Origin of the sequence: Rhodovulum sp. DZ06, assembly GCF_050586345.1 — a bacterium.
In the GTDB taxonomy this organism is placed as follows: Bacteria; Pseudomonadota; Alphaproteobacteria; order Rhodobacterales; family Rhodobacteraceae; genus JBOCEF01.
The window spans coordinates 110,639-126,209 of the sequence record NZ_JBOCEF010000005.1; the positions used below are offsets into that span (position 1 = coordinate 110,639).

Below are 15,571 nucleotides of genomic sequence, written 5' to 3' on the forward strand. Positions count from 1 at the left end.
CCTGACGCCGCCGCGCCCGCCCCGCGCCCGGCCGCCCATCCCCGGATCCGCCCATGACCGACCCGTTCGACGACCCGTTCGACAGCCCCCCGGAAGGCGATGCCCGCCTCGTGGACCGGGACGAACAGCCCGGCGACCAGGACCGCGCCCTGCGGCCCCAGGCGCTCGACGATTTCACCGGCCAGGCCGAGGCCCGCGCCAACCTGCGCGTCTTCATCGAATCCGCCCGGCGGCGGGGCGAGGCGATGGACCACACCCTGTTCCACGGCCCCCCCGGCCTCGGGAAAACCACCCTCGGGCAGATCGTGGCGCGCGAGCTGGGGGTGAACTTCCGCATGACCTCGGGGCCCGTGCTGGCCAAGGCCGGGGACCTCGCCGCGATCCTGACCAATCTCGACGCCCGCGACGTGCTCTTCATCGACGAGATCCACCGCATGTCGCCGGTGGTGGAAGAGGTCCTCTATCCCGCGATGGAGGATTTCGCGCTGGATCTCGTGATCGGCGAGGGCCCCGCCGCGCGCACGGTGCGGATCGACCTGCAGCCCTTCACGCTGATCGGGGCCACCACGCGGCTCGGCCTGCTGACCACGCCGCTGCGCGACCGCTTCGGCATCCCCACGCGGCTGGAATTCTACACGGTCGAGGAGCTGACCAGCATCGTCACCCGCGGCGCGAAGATGCTGGGCGCCCCCTCCGATCCCGGCGGGGCGGAGGAGATCGCCCGCCGCGCCCGCGGCACCCCGCGCATCGCCGGGCGCCTGTTGCGCCGGGTGGTGGATTTCGCGGTGGTCGAGGGCGACGGCCGCGTCACCCGCGCCATCGCCGACCGGGCGCTGACGCGGCTGGGGGTGGATGATCTTGGCCTCGACGGCGCCGACCGCAGGTATTTGTCGATGGTGGCCGAGAATTTCGGCGGCGGCCCGGTGGGGGTGGAGACGATGGCCGCCGCCCTCTCCGAGTCCCGCGACGCCATTGAAGAAGTCATCGAGCCGTTTCTTCTTCAACAGGGCTTGATTCAACGCACGCCGCGGGGCCGAATGCTGGCGCGGAAGGCGTGGCTGCACCTGGGGTTGGCCGCGCCGCAGGCGCCGGAGCAGGGCGGGCTGTTCGACGAGGGGTGACAGGATGCGGTGGGACAGACTGAAGGCGCCTGATCAAGCGCGTTTCGATCCGCTCCTGCCGGCCGAGGTTCGCCTGATCAAGCGCCTGCGCGGCCAGAGGGACGGCGCCGAGGTCGATCATCAGGGCGTCATCCTGATCAGCGATCATCCGCCGGGCGCGCAGGGCCCCGACGACACCCTGCGGGCCGAGGTTCTGCTTCACCTTCTGCTGCGGAAGGATCCGCGCGCCCCCCTTCCCAAGCGCGGACTGCGCATCGCGGGCGCCCGCATCGAGGGGGCGCTGGACCTGGAAGGCGCCGAGCTTTCCGGGGATCTCGGGTTTGTCAGCTGCAGCTTCGATGCGCCGCCCAACCTGCGCGGGGCATCCTGCCGCTCGCTGTTTTTTCACGGATCGACGATGCCGGGCTTCGCGGCCGACCGGCTCAGGTGCTCGGGAAGCCTGTTCCTGATCGACGCGCATGTCTTCGCTGCGCCGGTCAGGCTGCTGCGCGCGGACATCAAGGGGTCCCTGAACTGCTCCGGCGCCGAATTCGACGGCCGCGGCGGCGCGGCGCTGGAGGCCGACGGGATCACCCTGGGCGGCGGCATCGCGATGTCCGAGGATTTTCACGCGTCAGGGTCCGTGCGGCTGCCCGGCGCACAGGTCGGCGGTTCTCTCGACTGCGACGGCGCGACGATGATCGGGCATGACCGCGGGGCCGAGGGCGGGCCGCGCGCGCTTCAGCTCGACCGGGCCTGCATCGCCGGCGACGTGTCGCTGCGCGAGGGCTTTGAAGCGCACGGCGAGGTGCGCCTGATCGGGGCCCAGGTCGGGGGCACGCTCAACTGCAATGGCGCGCGCCTCGACGGCAAGGGCGAATTCGCCCTCAGCGCGGATCGCGGACGGATCACCGGCACCGTTTGCCTCGGGCGGGCCGCGCCGCCGGAAGACGGCGAAGAGGGCGCCGCCGGGCGGGCCAAGCGCTTCTCCGCCGTGGGCTCGGTTCGCTTCATCGGCGCCGAGATCAACGGGAACCTCGAGTGCTACGGCGGTGATTTCGATGGAGACGGGCGGACCGCCCTCGACCTCTCCAGCGCCCGTGTCGACGGGGCGGTCTGCATGCGCAGCGGGTTTTCCGCGAAAGGCGTGGTGAATTTCACCGGCGCGAGTTTCGGCGCGATCGAGGATGAACGGGACTGCTGGTGCAGGTTCCAGCTCGTGGACTGTTCTTACGGAACGATACGATGCGATGACGGGAGCTTCCGGCCCGTCTTCCGGCTTGAATGGCTGGACGGTTGCGCGACCGCCCGCCCCGGGCCCGACTTTCACCCGGGCCCGTTCGAGCAATTGGCCAAGGTGTTCCGGGACAGCGGGCATCCCGAATACGCGCGCCGCATTCTCATCGCCAAGGAGCGCCGCCTGCGCACCGCGCGCCACGACTCGCGCCTGCGCGCCAGCCCCCTGGGCTGGCTGACGACGATCCCGTTCGGCATCTGGACGGCGCTCCTGGATCGAACCGTGCGCTTCGGGCACAAGTCGCTGCGCGCGTTCCGCTACCTTTTCGTCGCCGTTGCGCTCGGCGACCTCGGGTTCTTCATCGCCGCCGAACAGGACGCGATCAAACCCAATTCCCCCTTCGTGCTGCGCGCGCCCGAATGGGTCGCCTGCGCGGCGCCGCTCGGCGGCGCCGTGATACGTGATGACGGGACCGCGCTGTCCGGCCGCGCCCTGCCGGGCCAATCCCAGCTCGACTGTTTCACCAAGCAACCCGAAGCCGCCTCCTGGCCGCGCTTCAACGCCCTCGTCTACTCCGTCGACACCCTGTTCCCGCTCGTCGACCTCGAGATGCAGACCCACTGGATCCCGGACGAGCGCAAGAACGGCGAGAGGTGGTACAACAGCATCGGCTGGTGGGCCCGCACCTACCTCTGGCTCCACATCGCCGCGGGCTGGGCGCTGTCGCTCCTCGCCGTCGCGGGCTTCTCGGGCATCGTCAAATCCGATTGAACCCTCCGCCCCGCTGGACGCCCGCCCCCGCCCCGTGGCAGGTCGGGCGGGCAGACCCAGCCGGAGGGCCCCCATGCACCGCTTCACCACCCGCGTGTTCTACGAGGACACCGACATGGCGGGGATCGTCTACCACGCCAACTACCTCAAGTTCATCGAGCGCGCCCGCTCCGACGCCCTGCGCGAGGCGGGGATCGACCAGAACGCCATGCGCGAGGACGGCCTCGTCTTCGTCGTGCGCTCCATGGAATGCGACTGGCTCGCCCCCGCCCGCTACGAGGACCTGCTCGAGGTGACGACCACCACCGAGACCCTCAAGCGCGCCTCGGCCACCCTGCGCCAGGAGGTTCTGAGGGGCGCAAAGCCCCTGTTCCGCGCCGCGGTGCTGATCGCCTGCATGGGAGAGGGCGGCGGGCCGCGGCGGATCCCGGACGCGGCCGCCGCCGCGCTCGGCCGGATGCGCTGAGCGCGCCGCCCCTGCGCCCGATGGCGAAGGCGGGCGGGGCCGCCTAGGCTCCGCCCATTCTCCGTCCATTCTCTGCCGCCAACGTGATTGCGCCCTGATGATCGCCATTGCCTACCGTCCCGACATCGACGGCCTGCGGGCCATCGCCGTGCTGCCCGTCCTGCTGTTCCACGCCATGCCCGGATGGGCGCCGGGCGGTTTCGTCGGGGTGGACGTGTTCGTCGTCATCTCGGGCTTCCTGATCTCCTCGATCATCAAGCGCGAGCTAGAGGGCGGGGCCTTCTCCTAATATCGGCTTCTATGTCCGCCGGGCCCGGCGGCTGCTGCCGGCGCTGGCGCTGGTGGTGATCGCCACGCTGGCCGCCGCGCTGGTCTTCTACCTGCCCGGACACCTGCCGCCGCTCGGCCGGTCCGCGGCCTGGGCCGCCGGTTTCGCGGCCAACATCTGGTTCATGAAGTCGCTGGACTACTTCACCGCGCCGGCGGACGCGGCGCCGCTGCTGCACCTGTGGTCGCTGGGGGTGGAGGAGCAGTTCTACCTCGTCGCGCCCGCGCTGCTGGCATTCATGGCGCGCCGCCCGGGGAAGCGGGCCTGGCGGCTGGCGGCGGGGCTGTGCGCGCTCTCGTTCCTCGGCTGCGTGGCGGCGACCTGGACCTTTCCGCGCTCGGCCTTCTACCTGCTGCCGACGCGGTTCTGGGAGCTGGGGCTGGGCATGATGCTGGCCTGGGCCCCGCCCGGCGCCGTCGACGCCGCGCTGGCGGGGCGGCGCAGGCAGGCGGCGTCGATCGCCGGGCTGGCGCTGATCCTCGGCTCCGTGGCGCTGCTGGACGAGGGGATGCGCTTCCCGGGCGTGATCGCGCTCGCGCCCTGCCTCGGCGCGGCGCTGGTGATCGCGGCGGGTCCCGACACGGTGGGCGGCCGGCTGCTGGCGCTCCGGCCGCTGGTGCTGGTCGGGCTCGTGTCCTACGCGCTGTACCTGTGGCACTGGCCGGTGCTGGCCTATGCCCGCACCTGGGCGATGCAGGATTACGGGACGGGCTGGGCGCTGGGCGCGCTGGCGCTGTCGGGGCTGCTGGCGACGCTGACGCTGGTCCTGGTGGAGCGGCCGCTGCGGCGGGCGCGCTGGGGAAGCCCGCGCCGCACGCTGCTGGTCGGCGGGGGCGTGCTGGCGACGCTGTTCGTCCTCGGGATGGGGCTTGCGCGCACCGACGGCTTTCCGTCCCGGTGGAGCGACGGCGCCCTCGCGCTGTCCGAGGGCCGGGCGCCGGGCGCGGCGGCCGCGCCCGAGGCGCCGGGGACATGCGTGCGCGCCGCTTTCGGGGTCCGCGCGGCCTTCGTGAGCTGCGCGCTGGGCGCGCCGGGCGACCGGCCCGATTTCATCGTGTGGGGCGACAGCCATGCCGGGGCGCTCGTGCCCGGGCTGGAGCGGGCGGCCGCGGCGCGGGGGCTGTCGGGCTACGTGCTCAGCGCGAACGGTTGCGCGCCGCTGCCAGGGGTGGCCTGGGCCGCGAACGGGCTGCGCCGCCCCTGCCTGGCGTTCAACCGGGACATGGAGGCGCTGGTCGCCCGGCTGCGCCCGCGCGCGGTGCTGCTGGCGGGGCGCTGGGACCATGTCGCGGCCAGCTTCCCGGGCGGGGATGCGTCGCTGGCGGGGACGCGGCCGCTGCACCCGGTCGGTCCCTCCCTCGTCGGGGCGCCGCCGCCCTTCGCGGACGCCCTGGCCGCGGCGGTCGGCGCGGTGCGGGCGGCCGGCGCGGTCCCCCTGGTGCTGCTGCAGCCGCCGGAGCCGCCGCACCGGGTGGCCTCGGTCGCCGCGCGGGCCTTCGAATGGGGGCGCGAGCCGCCCGGCGGCGTCGCGCGCGCCGCCCATGCCGCGCGGGGCGCCGCCATGCGCGCGGCGCTGAAGGCGCTGGAGGCGCAGGCGCCCGGCGGCGGCGGCGTCGTCGCGCTCGACCCGGCCGAGGCGCTGTGCGGGCCGCTTGACTGCCCCGCCTTCGACGGCGCGACGCCGATCTACCGCGACACCAACCACCTGACGCGGCACGGGGCGCTCATGCTCGCCCCGATGCTGGGCGAGGGGCTGGTCGACGCCCTTCGGTTGCAGGCCGGCGGCGGCGGGGCGTCCTGAGCGCGACCTCGCATCCCGACCTGTTGAAACCGTTCCGGGTGCGTTATGCTGCCGAGGTGTTATTAACGCTTCGAAACAGGGCCGTCCGCGCGGGCGGCGCATGATTCGTTTCGATGCTGGGCCGACGGGGCGGGACAGCCCCGCGGCGCGTGTATGGGCGGTGAGGGCAGTCGACATGAAATCCGGACACTTCCGAATCGCGGGCGCCGCGATGCTTGCAGGCGCGGTCCTCGCGATCGGCGCCGCCGGCGGCGCAGCCGCCGCAACCCCGCCGGGGGCCGAGATCGACTTCTCGCTCCAGGCCCTGTTCCTGCGCGCGACGCCGACCGTGCAGCTGGTCATGGTCCTGCTGATCGCCGCCTCGTTCTGGTCCTGGACCATCGTCGTCACCAAGTTCATCGCCTTCCGCAAGACGCTGCGCGCCGCCCGCGGCTTCGAGGAGGCGTTCTGGTCCGGCCGCCCGCTGGACGAGCTGGACGAGAGCCTCGGGGCCGAACCCGGCTCGGCCCTCGCGCGCATCTTCCGCGCCGGGATGGACGAATGGCGCAAGTCCCAGTCCGCGGGGCCGGGCGGCGTCGTCCCCGGCGCCGGCGCGCGGATCGAGCGGTTCATGGCCGTCGCCGTGGCGCGCGAATCCGAAGCGCTGGAAGAGCGGCTCGGCTTCCTCGCCACCGTGGGGTCCATCACGCCCTTCGTGGGCCTGTTCGGCACCGTCTGGGGCATCAAGAACAGCTTCGAGAACATCGCGACGCAGCAGTCGACCAACCTCGCCGTCGTGGCCCCTGGCATCGCCGAGGCGCTGCTGGCCACCGCGCTGGGCCTGCTCGCCGCCATCCCGGCCGTGATCTTCTACAACCGCCTGTCCGGCGACGCCGACCGGCTGACCGCGCGGATGGAGAACTTCGCCGACGAATTCGGCGCCATCCTGTCGCGCCAGCTCGAACGCGAGCGGGGCTGACCCCATGTCCGGCCCCCTGATCAAGCGCAGCGGCGGACGGGGCGGGCGACGCTCGGGCCGCGGGCGCCGCGCCATGTCCGAGATCAACGTCACCCCCTTCGTGGACGTGATGCTGGTGCTGCTCATCATCTTCATGGTCGCAGCCCCGCTGCTGACCGTCGGCGTGCCGCTGGAGCTGCCGGAGACCGACGCCAACCCGCTGCCGCAGTCCGAGGAAGAGCCGCTGTCGCTGCAGCTCGCGCTCGACGGGCGCATCTTCGTGCAGACCGCGGAGGTGGCGCCCGAGGCTTTGATCCCCACATTGCAGGCCATGGTCGCCGAACGCGCGGATGACAAGATCTTCCTGCGCGCCGATCGCGGCATCGAGTACGGGCGGGTCATGGAGATCATGGGCCAGCTCAACGCCGGGGGCTTCCGGTCCATCGGCCTGGTCACCGATCCCGCGGGAGCGGGCGGCGCGGAGGAGGACACGCAGTGAGCCGGGGCGGGCGCAAGTCGAGGACGGAGAGCGCGACGACCGCCGGGGCGGGCCTCGGCGCGGGCGCGGCCGGCCCCGCGCCCGTCGCCAATGCGTCCGAGGCCGCCGTGCTGCCCAGCCACGTCGTCGCCGCGCGCGCCGCGGGCGGGGACTGGGACCCGGCCGACCACATTCCGCCGCCGCCCCCCGGGGGCTGGGACTCGCTGCTGCCGCCGATCACCGGGCGGCGCGGGGCGGAACCGCTCGGCGGCGGGCTGCTCGCCTCGGGCGCCGTGCACGGCGCGCTGATCGGCCTCGCGCTGTTCGGCACGGCCATCTTCCAGGGCCCGCCGGAGCCGGTGGAGCAGATGCAGGAGGTCGAGCTGATCTCGGCCGCCGAATTCGACGCCAAGCTGTCGCGGGCGCCCCAGGCGCCGGTGGCCGAAGTCGCGGCGATGGCCGCGCCGATGCCGACCTTCGACGACACCCCGATGTCCGCCGCCGCCGACGTCGCCCCCGAGGCGACGACCGAGTTCATCTATGGCGACGTCACGGACCAGGAGCAGTTCCCGGACCTTTCCGCCGTCCTCACCGGCATCGTGCGCACGCGCGTGAAGCGGGCCGAGGTCTCGGACCTCGCCCCCGCCGCGCCGTCGCTGGGGGCCGCGGGGCCGGGGCTGGCCGCGCCCTCGATGGGCATGTCCTCGCCCGGGCTGCGCTCGCCCGCCTCGCCGGGCGGCGGGTCGCTGGGGGGGATGCGCCGCGGCGCGTCCTCGCTGGGGATCAGCACCAATTCCGACGCCGCCCCGCCGCCGCCGCCGCCGGACAGGCAGGCGCCCGACGCGGCCCCCGAATCCGACACGCTCGCCCGCGCCGACGAGGCGGTGGAGGGCGCGACGCCCGACCCCGAGGCCGCGCCCGACGCCGCCGCGCCGGAGGAGGCCCAGGCCGCCGCCCCCGAGGCCGCGTCGGAGGAGAAGATCACCGAGGCCGACCGCCCCGAGCAGGACAGCGAGGCCGGGAAGTCCGACGACATCGCCTCGGACCCCGAGGCGCCGGTCACCGCGCGCCTGCCGGTGGCGCGTCCGACGGAGCGCGTGGACGCGGCCGAGGCCGCGCGCCTCGCCGCCGAGGCCGAGGCGGCGGAAGAGGCCGAGCGCCAGGCCGCCGAAGCCGCCGCCGCGAAGGAGGCCGAGCAGAAGGCCGCCGAGGCCGCCGCCGCGAAGGAAGCCGAGCAGAAGGCCGCCGAGGCCGCCGCCGCGAAGGAGGCCGAGCGGAAGGCCGCCGAGGCCGCCGCCGCGAAGGAGGCCGAGCGGAAAGCCGCCGAGGCCGCCGCCGCGAAGGAGGCCGAGCGGAAAGCCGCCGAGGCCGCCGCCGCCAAGGCAGCCGAACAGAAGGCCGCCGCCGCCGCCGCGAAGGAGGCCGCCGAGGGGACCGATGCCGCGAACGCCGGCGCCGCCGACGTGCCCGTGGGCGCGCCGCTGACCTCGGGCGAGATCGGCGGCCTCAAATCCGCCATCTCGAAGCGGTGGAACACCTCCATGCTCGAGCGCCTGCCCAATTACCGCGACCTCGTCGTCACCATGCGCATCCGCCTCGACCAGGCGGGGCGCATCGTGGGCGAGCCCGAGATGATTTCCTCCTCCGCCACCGGCCCGGCCGTCGGCATCGCCGCCAAGGCGGCGCGGGATGCGCTCAAGAAAGCGCAGCCCTTCAACCTTCCGGCCGGGAAATACGGCCGCTGGCGCGAGATCGAGGTGACCTTCAACCCCGGATCCGGAGTGTCGATGTGACCCCCTCCTCCGCCGCGACCCCCCGCATCGGCTTCGCCCGCCGCGCCGCCGCCGCCCTCGTCCTCGCCGCCGCCCTCGCCGCGCCCGCCGCCCCCGCGCTGGCGCAGGACGCGGCCCCCGGCCCGCTGCGCATCGAGATCACCCAGGGCGTGGTCGAACCCATGCCCATCGCCCTTCCCGCCTTCGCCGCCACGCCCGAGGCGCAGGCGCTGGCCGAGGAGATCCGCGGCGTGGTCAAGGCCGACCTCGAAAGCGCGGGCCTGTTCCGGGTGATCGACCAGCAGGCCTACCTGTCGGCCCCCGCCGGCGTCGCCGCCGTCCCGGCCTTCGAGAACTGGCGCGTGATCAACGCCGACGCGCTCGGCGTCGGGCAGGCCTCGCTGACCCCCGACGGGCGGCTGGAGACGCGCTTCAAGCTCTGGGACGTGGTGTCGGGGCGCGAGAGCGGGTCGGGCGTCGGCCTGCGCGCCGCCCCCGCCGACGCGCGCCGCGTGGGCCACAAGATCGCCGACGCCATCCACCTGGCGCTGACCGGAGAGCCGGGCTGGTTCGACACCCAGGTCGCCTTCGTGGACGAGACCGGCCCCAAGGGCCGCCGCGTCAAGCGCATCGCGGTGATGGACCAGGACGGCGCCAACGTGCGCTACCTGACCGGCCCGCAGGACCTGGTGCTGACGCCCCGCTATTCGCCCGACGGCCGCAGCCTGGTGTACCTGAGCTACCAGGGCGGCGTGCCGCGGGTCTGGATCATGGACATCGCCACCGGCCAGCACGAGGCGCTGGGGACCTTCGGCAACATGTCCTTCGCGCCGCGCTTCTCGCCCGACGGCGCGCGCGTCGCGCTGTCGCTGACCGAGGGCGGGAACACCGACCTCTACGAGATGCGCCTCTCGGACCGCCGCCTGCGCCGCCTCTCGGCCGGGCCGGGGATCGAGACCGCCCCCTCCTATTCCCCCGACGGGCGCTGGATCGTCTACGAATCCGACGCCGGCGGGTCGCAGCAGCTTTACGTCATGCCCGCGGGCGGCGGCGTGGGGCGGCGCATCAGCTTCGGCGACGGGCGCTACGGCACCCCGGTCTGGTCCCCGCGCGGCGACCTGATCGCCTTCACCAAGCAGCTCGGCGGGCGCTTCCACGTGGGCGTGATGTCCACCGACGGGACCGGGGAGCGCCTTCTTACCGCCTCGTTCCTCGACGAGGCTCCGACCTGGGCGCCCAACGGGCGCGCCCTGATGTTCTTCCGTGAAACGCCGGGCCCGAACGGGGCCCCGGCGCTGTGGCGCGTCGATGCCACCGGGCGGGTGCTCAAGCGGGTCGACACGCCCGCCGCGGCCTCCGACCCCTCCTGGTCCCCGCCGCGGCCGTAAGAGCCGCGCGAGGCCCGCGCCCCGCCGCGCGCCCCCCCCGCGTTCGGGGCGGCGGAGGAAGGGGCGCGTTTTCAAGGCAAGAACCCCGGCCGCCCGCGATCCCGCGGACCGGCCCCGAGGAGACAGACATGAGCAGCATCTCCCTTTCCCGCGCCGCCCTCGCCGCCCTGCTGGCGCTGGGCCTGGCGGCCTGTTCGAACACCACCGAGGAGGAGGCCGCCGCGCTGTCCAACCTCGGGGCCGGCGCCGGCGCGAACGGCGCCAACGCCGCCGCGGGCGCGCTCGACCCGACCTCGATCGAGTATTTCGAGACCGAGATCGGCGACCGCGTCCTGTTCGCCACCGACAGCTCCTCGCTGTCGCCCGAGGCGCAGGCGACCCTGCGCGCCCAGGCGCAGTGGCTGATGGCCAACCCGGCCCGCTCGGCCATCGTCGAGGGCCACGCGGATGAGCGCGGCACGCGCGAGTACAACCTCGCGCTCGGCGCCCGCCGCGCCGCCGCCGCGCGCAACTTCCTGGTGGCCGAGGGCGTGGACCCGTCCCGCCTGCGCTCGGTCACCTTCGGCAAGGAACGCCCCGAGGCGCTGTGCTCGGCCGACGCCTGCTGGTCCCAGAACCGCCGCGCCGTGACCGTGATGGCCGGCCCGGGCCCGGTGTCCTGATGACCGCCCTTTCGATCAGCGCGCGCGCCCGGGGCCTGTCCCGGGCGCGCGCCGCCCTGCTGGCGCTGGCCGTCTCCCCCGCGCTCGTCGCCCCCGCCCACGCCCAGCAGGCGGCGGGCTCCGAGGCGGTGGTGCGGATCCAGCAGCTCGAGGAAGAGATCCGGCGCCTGAACGGGCGGCTGGAGCAGCTCGAGCACCGGCTGGACCGCGTCGCCCGCGACGGCGGGATGCGGATCGGCGCGCTGGAATCGCAGATGCTGGAGCAGCAGGGGCTCGACCCCTCGATCCTCGGCGACCCGGCGCCGCTGGGCGATCTGTCGACCGGCGCCACGGCCGCGCAGGCCACCGGCTCCACCGCGCCGGTGGTGGCGGTGTCCGAGCAGACCGAGTTCGACGCCGCGGTGCGGATGATCCAGACCGGCGATCCCGCGGGCGGGCGGGCCGAGCTCGAGGCTTTCCGCCGCGCCTATCCCGACAGCCCGCTGTCCGGCCAGGCGCAGCACTGGATCGGCGAGTCGCTGTTCCTGACCAATGACTTCCGCCGCGCGGCGCAGGTCTACCTGGGCAACATCACCGAGCATCCGGGCAATGCGCGCGCGCCCGAGAGCCTGATCGGCCTCGCCCTCTCGCTCGAGAAGCTCGGCCAGGTCGGCGAGGCCTGCCTGACCCTGTCCGAGGCGCCGCGCCGCCACCCCAACGCGGCCGAGGCGCTGGCGCGGGCGGCGGCGGAGGCGACGCGCCTCGGCTGCGACGGCTGAGCGGGCGGGGCGGGATGACCGCCGCGTCGCCCACGCCGCCCCCGACATGGCGCGCCCCGGGGCCGGACCGCCCCGGGGACGCCGCGGCCGCCGCCGCGGCGCAGGCGACGATCCACGCGGCGCTGGACCGGCTGGCCCCTGACGGCGCGCTGGGCGTCGCCCTTTCCGGCGGGTCCGACAGCCTCGGGCTGACCCTCGCCGCCCGGGACTGGGCCGCGGCGCGGGGCAGGGCGCTGCACGCCGTCACCATCGACCACCGCCTGCGCCCGGAAAGCGCCGCCGAGGCCGCCCATGCCGGGGCGGTCTGCGCGGGGCTCGGCATTCCCCACGACATCCTGGCCTGGGAGCATGACGGCGCGCCCGCGGGCAACCTCGCCGCCGCCGCCCGCGATGCGCGCCGCCGCCTGCTGGCCGACTGGGCGGCGGGGCGCTGCGCCGCGGTGCTGCTGGGCCACACGCGGGACGACCAGGCCGAAACGCTGCTGCTGCGCCTCGCCCGCGGGGCGGGGGTGGACGGGCTCTCGGCCATGGCCGAGAGCGCGCGGACCGAGGCCGGGCTGCCGCTGCTGCGCCCCGCGCTCGGGGCCTCGCGCGAGGGGCTGCGGGCGCTGTGCCGCCGCCACGGGCTCGGCTGGGTCGAGGACCCGACCAACGACGACCTCTCCCACGACCGCCCCCGCGCCCGCGCCGCGCTCGCCGCCCTTGCGCCGCTGGGGATCGACGCCGCGGGGCTGGCGGCGACGGCGGACCGGCTGCGCGGGCAGCGCGCGGCGCTCGAGGCGCAGGCGGAGGCGCTGAGCGCAGCGGCGCTCGAAGACGCCGGGGCGGGGGCGCTGCGGCTCGATCTGTCCGCCTGGCGGACGGCGCCGCGCGACATCCGGCTGCGGGTCCTCGCCGGGGCGCTGCATCGCGTCGCAGGGGGCGCGCGCCCGCGGGCCCGCGCGCTCGGTCCGCTGGCCGATGCGCTGGAGGCGGCGGGGGAGGGGGCGATGCCCGCCCGCGCGCTGGCCGGCACGCTGACCTCGGCCGCCGGCGGGGCGGCGCTGATCCACCGCGAGCCCGCCGCCCTGCCGCCCCCGGTCCCGGCCCGCCCGGGCGCCGCCTGGGACGGCCGCTGGCGGGTGGAAAATCCGCCCGAGGGGTGCGTTTTGGGGGCGCTGGGGGCGGCGGGCCTCTCGGCCCTGAAGCGCGCCCGGGCGGATGGCGCCTGGACCCCGCCCGCCGCCTGGGCGGCCCTGCCGCGCGCCGCCCGCGCCGCCGCCCCGGCGCTGATGCGCGCAGGCGCGTTGCTCCGCTGCCCCCATGCGGCGTATCCTGACCCGGCGCCGGGGCCGGTCCTTCATGATGATCGTGGGACGAAGTAACGCCCCCTAAGGGCCCTTCGCGGATGATGCGCCGGTGAAAGCCGCGTTGAAACCCGGCCCCCCGACCCTATGTTGGGCGGAACCCCTTGGACGCGAGTCGCGCGACACCCCCGCGCGCCGCGTCCGTCCGACGCCTCGTGTCTGTGGAGATACCTTTGGGCAACGCCAAGAACCTCGCCTTCTGGGCCGTCGTGATCCTGCTCCTCGTCGCGCTGTTCAGCGTGTTCCAGGAGAGCGGGTCGAACGCGTCGGCGAGCCGGATCACCTTTTCCGACTTCCTGACGCGGGTCGAGAACAACCAGGTCACCCGCGTGACGATCGACGGAGAGCGCGTGAGCGGCCAGATGGTCTCGGGCGCCGATTTCCAGACGATCCAGCCGCAGGGCGCCGACATCCTCGACGACCTGCGCGCCAAGAACGTGGAGATCCAGGTCGAGCCGCAGGAGAGCTCGGGCCTGCTGTCCACCCTCTCGTTCTGGCTGCCGATGATCATCCTGATCGGCATCTGGTTCTTCGTCCTCAACCGCATGCAGGGCGGCGGCCGCGGCGCCATGGGCTTCGGCAAGTCCAAGGCCAAGCTGCTGACCGAGCGCGCGGGCAAGGTGACCTTCGACGACGTCGCCGGCATCGACGAGGCGAAGGAGGAGCTCGAGGAGATCGTCGAGTTCCTGAAGGACCCGCAGAAATATTCCCGCCTCGGCGGCAAGATCCCCAAGGGCGCGCTGCTGGTCGGCCCCCCGGGCACCGGCAAGACCCTTCTGGCGCGCGCCATCGCGGGCGAGGCCGGGGTTCCGTTCTTCACCATCTCCGGCTCCGACTTCGTCGAGATGTTCGTCGGCGTCGGCGCGTCCCGCGTGCGCGACATGTTCGAGCAGGCCAAGAAGAACGCGCCCTGCATCGTCTTCATCGACGAGATCGACGCGGTGGGCCGCCACCGCGGCGCCGGCTTCGGCGGCGGCAATGACGAGCGCGAGCAGACCCTCAACCAGCTGCTGGTCGAGATGGACGGCTTCGAGGCGAACGAGGGCGTGATCCTGATCGCCGCGACCAACCGCCCCGACGTGCTCGACCCCGCGCTGCTGCGCCCGGGCCGCTTCGACCGCCAGATCACCGTGCCGAACCCCGACATCGCGGGGCGCGAGAAGATCCTCTCGGTCCATGCCCGCAAGGTGCCGCTGGCGCCGAACGTGGACCTGCGCGTCATCGCCCGCGGCTGCCCCGGCTTCTCGGGCGCCGACCTCGCCAACCTGGTGAACGAGGCGGCCCTGACCGCCGCGCGCCTGGGCAAGCGCATGGTCACCATGGACGATTTCGAGACCGCCAAGGACCGCGTGATGATGGGCGCCGAGCGTCGCTCCATGGTCATGACCGAGGACGAGAAGAAGCTGACCGCCTATCACGAGGCCGGCCATGCCATCGTCGGCCTGCACGTCCCGCAGCATGATCCGATCCACAAGGCGACGATCATCCCGCGCGGCCGCGCGCTGGGCCTGGTGCTGTCGCTGCCCGAGCGCGACCAGCTCTCGGTCACCCGCACCAAGTACGAGAGCCAGATCGCCATGGCGATGGGCGGCAAGGTGGCCGAGGAGCTGATCTTCGGGGCCGAGAACGTCACCTCCGGCGCCTCCTCGGACATCCAGCAGGTGTCGCGCATCGCGCGGGCCATGGTCACCCGCTTCGGCTTCTCCGAGAAGCTGGGCAATATCGACTACGCCAACCAGCAGGAAAGCTACCTGGGCGCCCAGCAGGGCCCGTCCAACGTCTCGCCCGAGACGCAGATGATCATCGACGCCGAGGTGCGCCGGATCGTGGACACGGGGTACGAGACCGCCAAGCGGCTGCTCACCGACCACGCGGACGAGCTGGAGCGCCTGGCGCAGGGGCTGCTGGAGTACGAGACCCTGACCGGCGAGGAGATCCACAAGGTCATCCGCGGCGAGCGGCTGGACCGGTCGGACGATGGCGGCGGGTCGGTGGACTCGGGGCCGAGCGGCCTCGCCTCGATCCCCAAGGCGGGCAAGCGCCCCCGCGGCGACGAGGGCCCGGACCTGAACCCGCAGCCGCAGGGCTGACGCGCCGGGACGGAACGAAAAAGCGCCCCGCCGGGAGACCGGCGGGGCGCTTCGCGTTTCGGGGGGCGCGGGCCTTCGGAGTGATGCGCCGCCGGGGGACGGCGGGGGCCAGGCGGGGCGGCCCGCCTCAGGGGGGACAAGCCCCCCGTTCGCCAGGCCGCGCGCGCCCGGGGCGCGCGGGCGCGGGGTGGGCAGGGGCAGGGCGCCGCGAGAGGGGACGCGGCGGCCGGCGCTCGGAACTGAACGGAGGGCGCGGGGGAGAGGGGGGCGCTATGGGGCCGGGCCTGGTCGCGGTCGGCGCGGGGCAGGCGTAAAGGGCTGGACGCCGGGGGCCGAGCGGGCTTCACGTCAGGGCGTGGCGGCGTGGCGGCGTGGCGGCGTGGCGGCGTGGCGGCGTGGCGGCGTGGCGGCGTGGCGGCGTGGCGGCGTGGCGGCGT

13 protein-coding genes are annotated in these 15,571 nt (G+C 74.3%); all 13 read left to right on the plus strand.

Annotated elements, in window-relative coordinates; genetic code table 11:
* Positions 1-53: 53 nt before the first annotated feature.
* A complete protein-coding gene (ruvB, locus tag ACQ5SO_RS04070) occupies positions 54-1,121 on the plus strand; it encodes a Holliday junction branch migration DNA helicase RuvB (RefSeq protein ID WP_430940300.1) in 1,068 nt (355 codons plus the stop codon).
* A gap of 4 nt (positions 1,122-1,125) precedes the next feature.
* The gene (locus ACQ5SO_RS04075) at positions 1,126-3,108 is read left to right on the plus strand and encodes a hypothetical protein (protein WP_430940301.1); all 1,983 of its coding nucleotides are present in this window, start codon (positions 1,126-1,128) and stop codon (positions 3,106-3,108) included.
* 73 nt (positions 3,109-3,181) lie between these two features.
* Positions 3,182-3,574 carry a tol-pal system-associated acyl-CoA thioesterase gene (ybgC, locus tag ACQ5SO_RS04080; RefSeq protein WP_430940302.1) on the plus strand — a complete coding sequence of 131 codons (393 nt, stop codon included), beginning with the start codon at positions 3,182-3,184 and terminating at the stop codon, positions 3,572-3,574.
* A 97-nt stretch (positions 3,575-3,671) separates the two neighbouring features.
* Entirely contained in the window at positions 3,672-3,863 is a 192-nt protein-coding gene (locus ACQ5SO_RS04085) for a hypothetical protein (RefSeq protein ID WP_430940303.1), read from the plus strand.
* Between the two features lie 52 nt (positions 3,864-3,915).
* Complete coding sequence (locus ACQ5SO_RS04090) at positions 3,916-5,703, plus strand: acyltransferase family protein (RefSeq protein WP_430940304.1); 1,788 nt, start codon at positions 3,916-3,918, stop codon at positions 5,701-5,703.
* Positions 5,704-5,878: 175 nt separating this feature from the next.
* Positions 5,879-6,661, plus strand: coding sequence for a protein TolQ (tolQ, locus tag ACQ5SO_RS04095; protein ID WP_430940305.1), 783 nt, complete (start codon positions 5,879-5,881; stop codon positions 6,659-6,661).
* Positions 6,662-6,665: 4 nt separating this feature from the next.
* Complete coding sequence (gene tolR, locus ACQ5SO_RS04100) at positions 6,666-7,139, plus strand: protein TolR (protein WP_430940306.1); 474 nt, start codon at positions 6,666-6,668, stop codon at positions 7,137-7,139.
* Positions 7,136-8,911 carry a hypothetical protein gene (locus tag ACQ5SO_RS04105; RefSeq protein ID WP_430940307.1) on the plus strand — a complete coding sequence of 592 codons (1,776 nt, stop codon included), beginning with the start codon at positions 7,136-7,138 and terminating at the stop codon, positions 8,909-8,911. The genes tolR and ACQ5SO_RS04105 overlap by 4 nt, the downstream gene beginning before the upstream one ends.
* Before the next feature lie 26 nt (positions 8,912-8,937).
* On the plus strand, positions 8,938-10,278 hold the full coding sequence (tolB, locus tag ACQ5SO_RS04110) for a Tol-Pal system beta propeller repeat protein TolB (protein WP_430940338.1): 1,341 nt from the start codon (positions 8,938-8,940) through the stop codon (positions 10,276-10,278).
* Positions 10,279-10,406: 128 nt separating this feature from the next.
* Positions 10,407-10,940 (plus strand): peptidoglycan-associated lipoprotein Pal, encoded by a 534-nt coding sequence (gene pal, locus ACQ5SO_RS04115; RefSeq protein WP_430940308.1) that lies wholly within the window; start codon positions 10,407-10,409, stop codon positions 10,938-10,940.
* Positions 10,940-11,698, plus strand: a complete 759-nt coding sequence (locus tag ACQ5SO_RS04120) for a tetratricopeptide repeat protein (RefSeq protein ID WP_430940309.1) — start codon at positions 10,940-10,942, stop codon at positions 11,696-11,698. Before pal ends, ACQ5SO_RS04120 begins: the two co-directional genes overlap by 1 nt.
* A 14-nt stretch (positions 11,699-11,712) precedes the next feature.
* Positions 11,713-13,062, plus strand: coding sequence for a tRNA lysidine(34) synthetase TilS (gene tilS, locus ACQ5SO_RS04125; RefSeq protein ID WP_430940310.1), 1,350 nt, complete (start codon positions 11,713-11,715; stop codon positions 13,060-13,062).
* A 155-nt stretch (positions 13,063-13,217) separates the two neighbouring features.
* A complete protein-coding gene (gene ftsH / locus ACQ5SO_RS04130) occupies positions 13,218-15,134 on the plus strand; it encodes an ATP-dependent zinc metalloprotease FtsH (protein WP_430940311.1) in 1,917 nt (638 codons plus the stop codon).
* Positions 15,135-15,571: the final 437 nt, after the last annotated feature.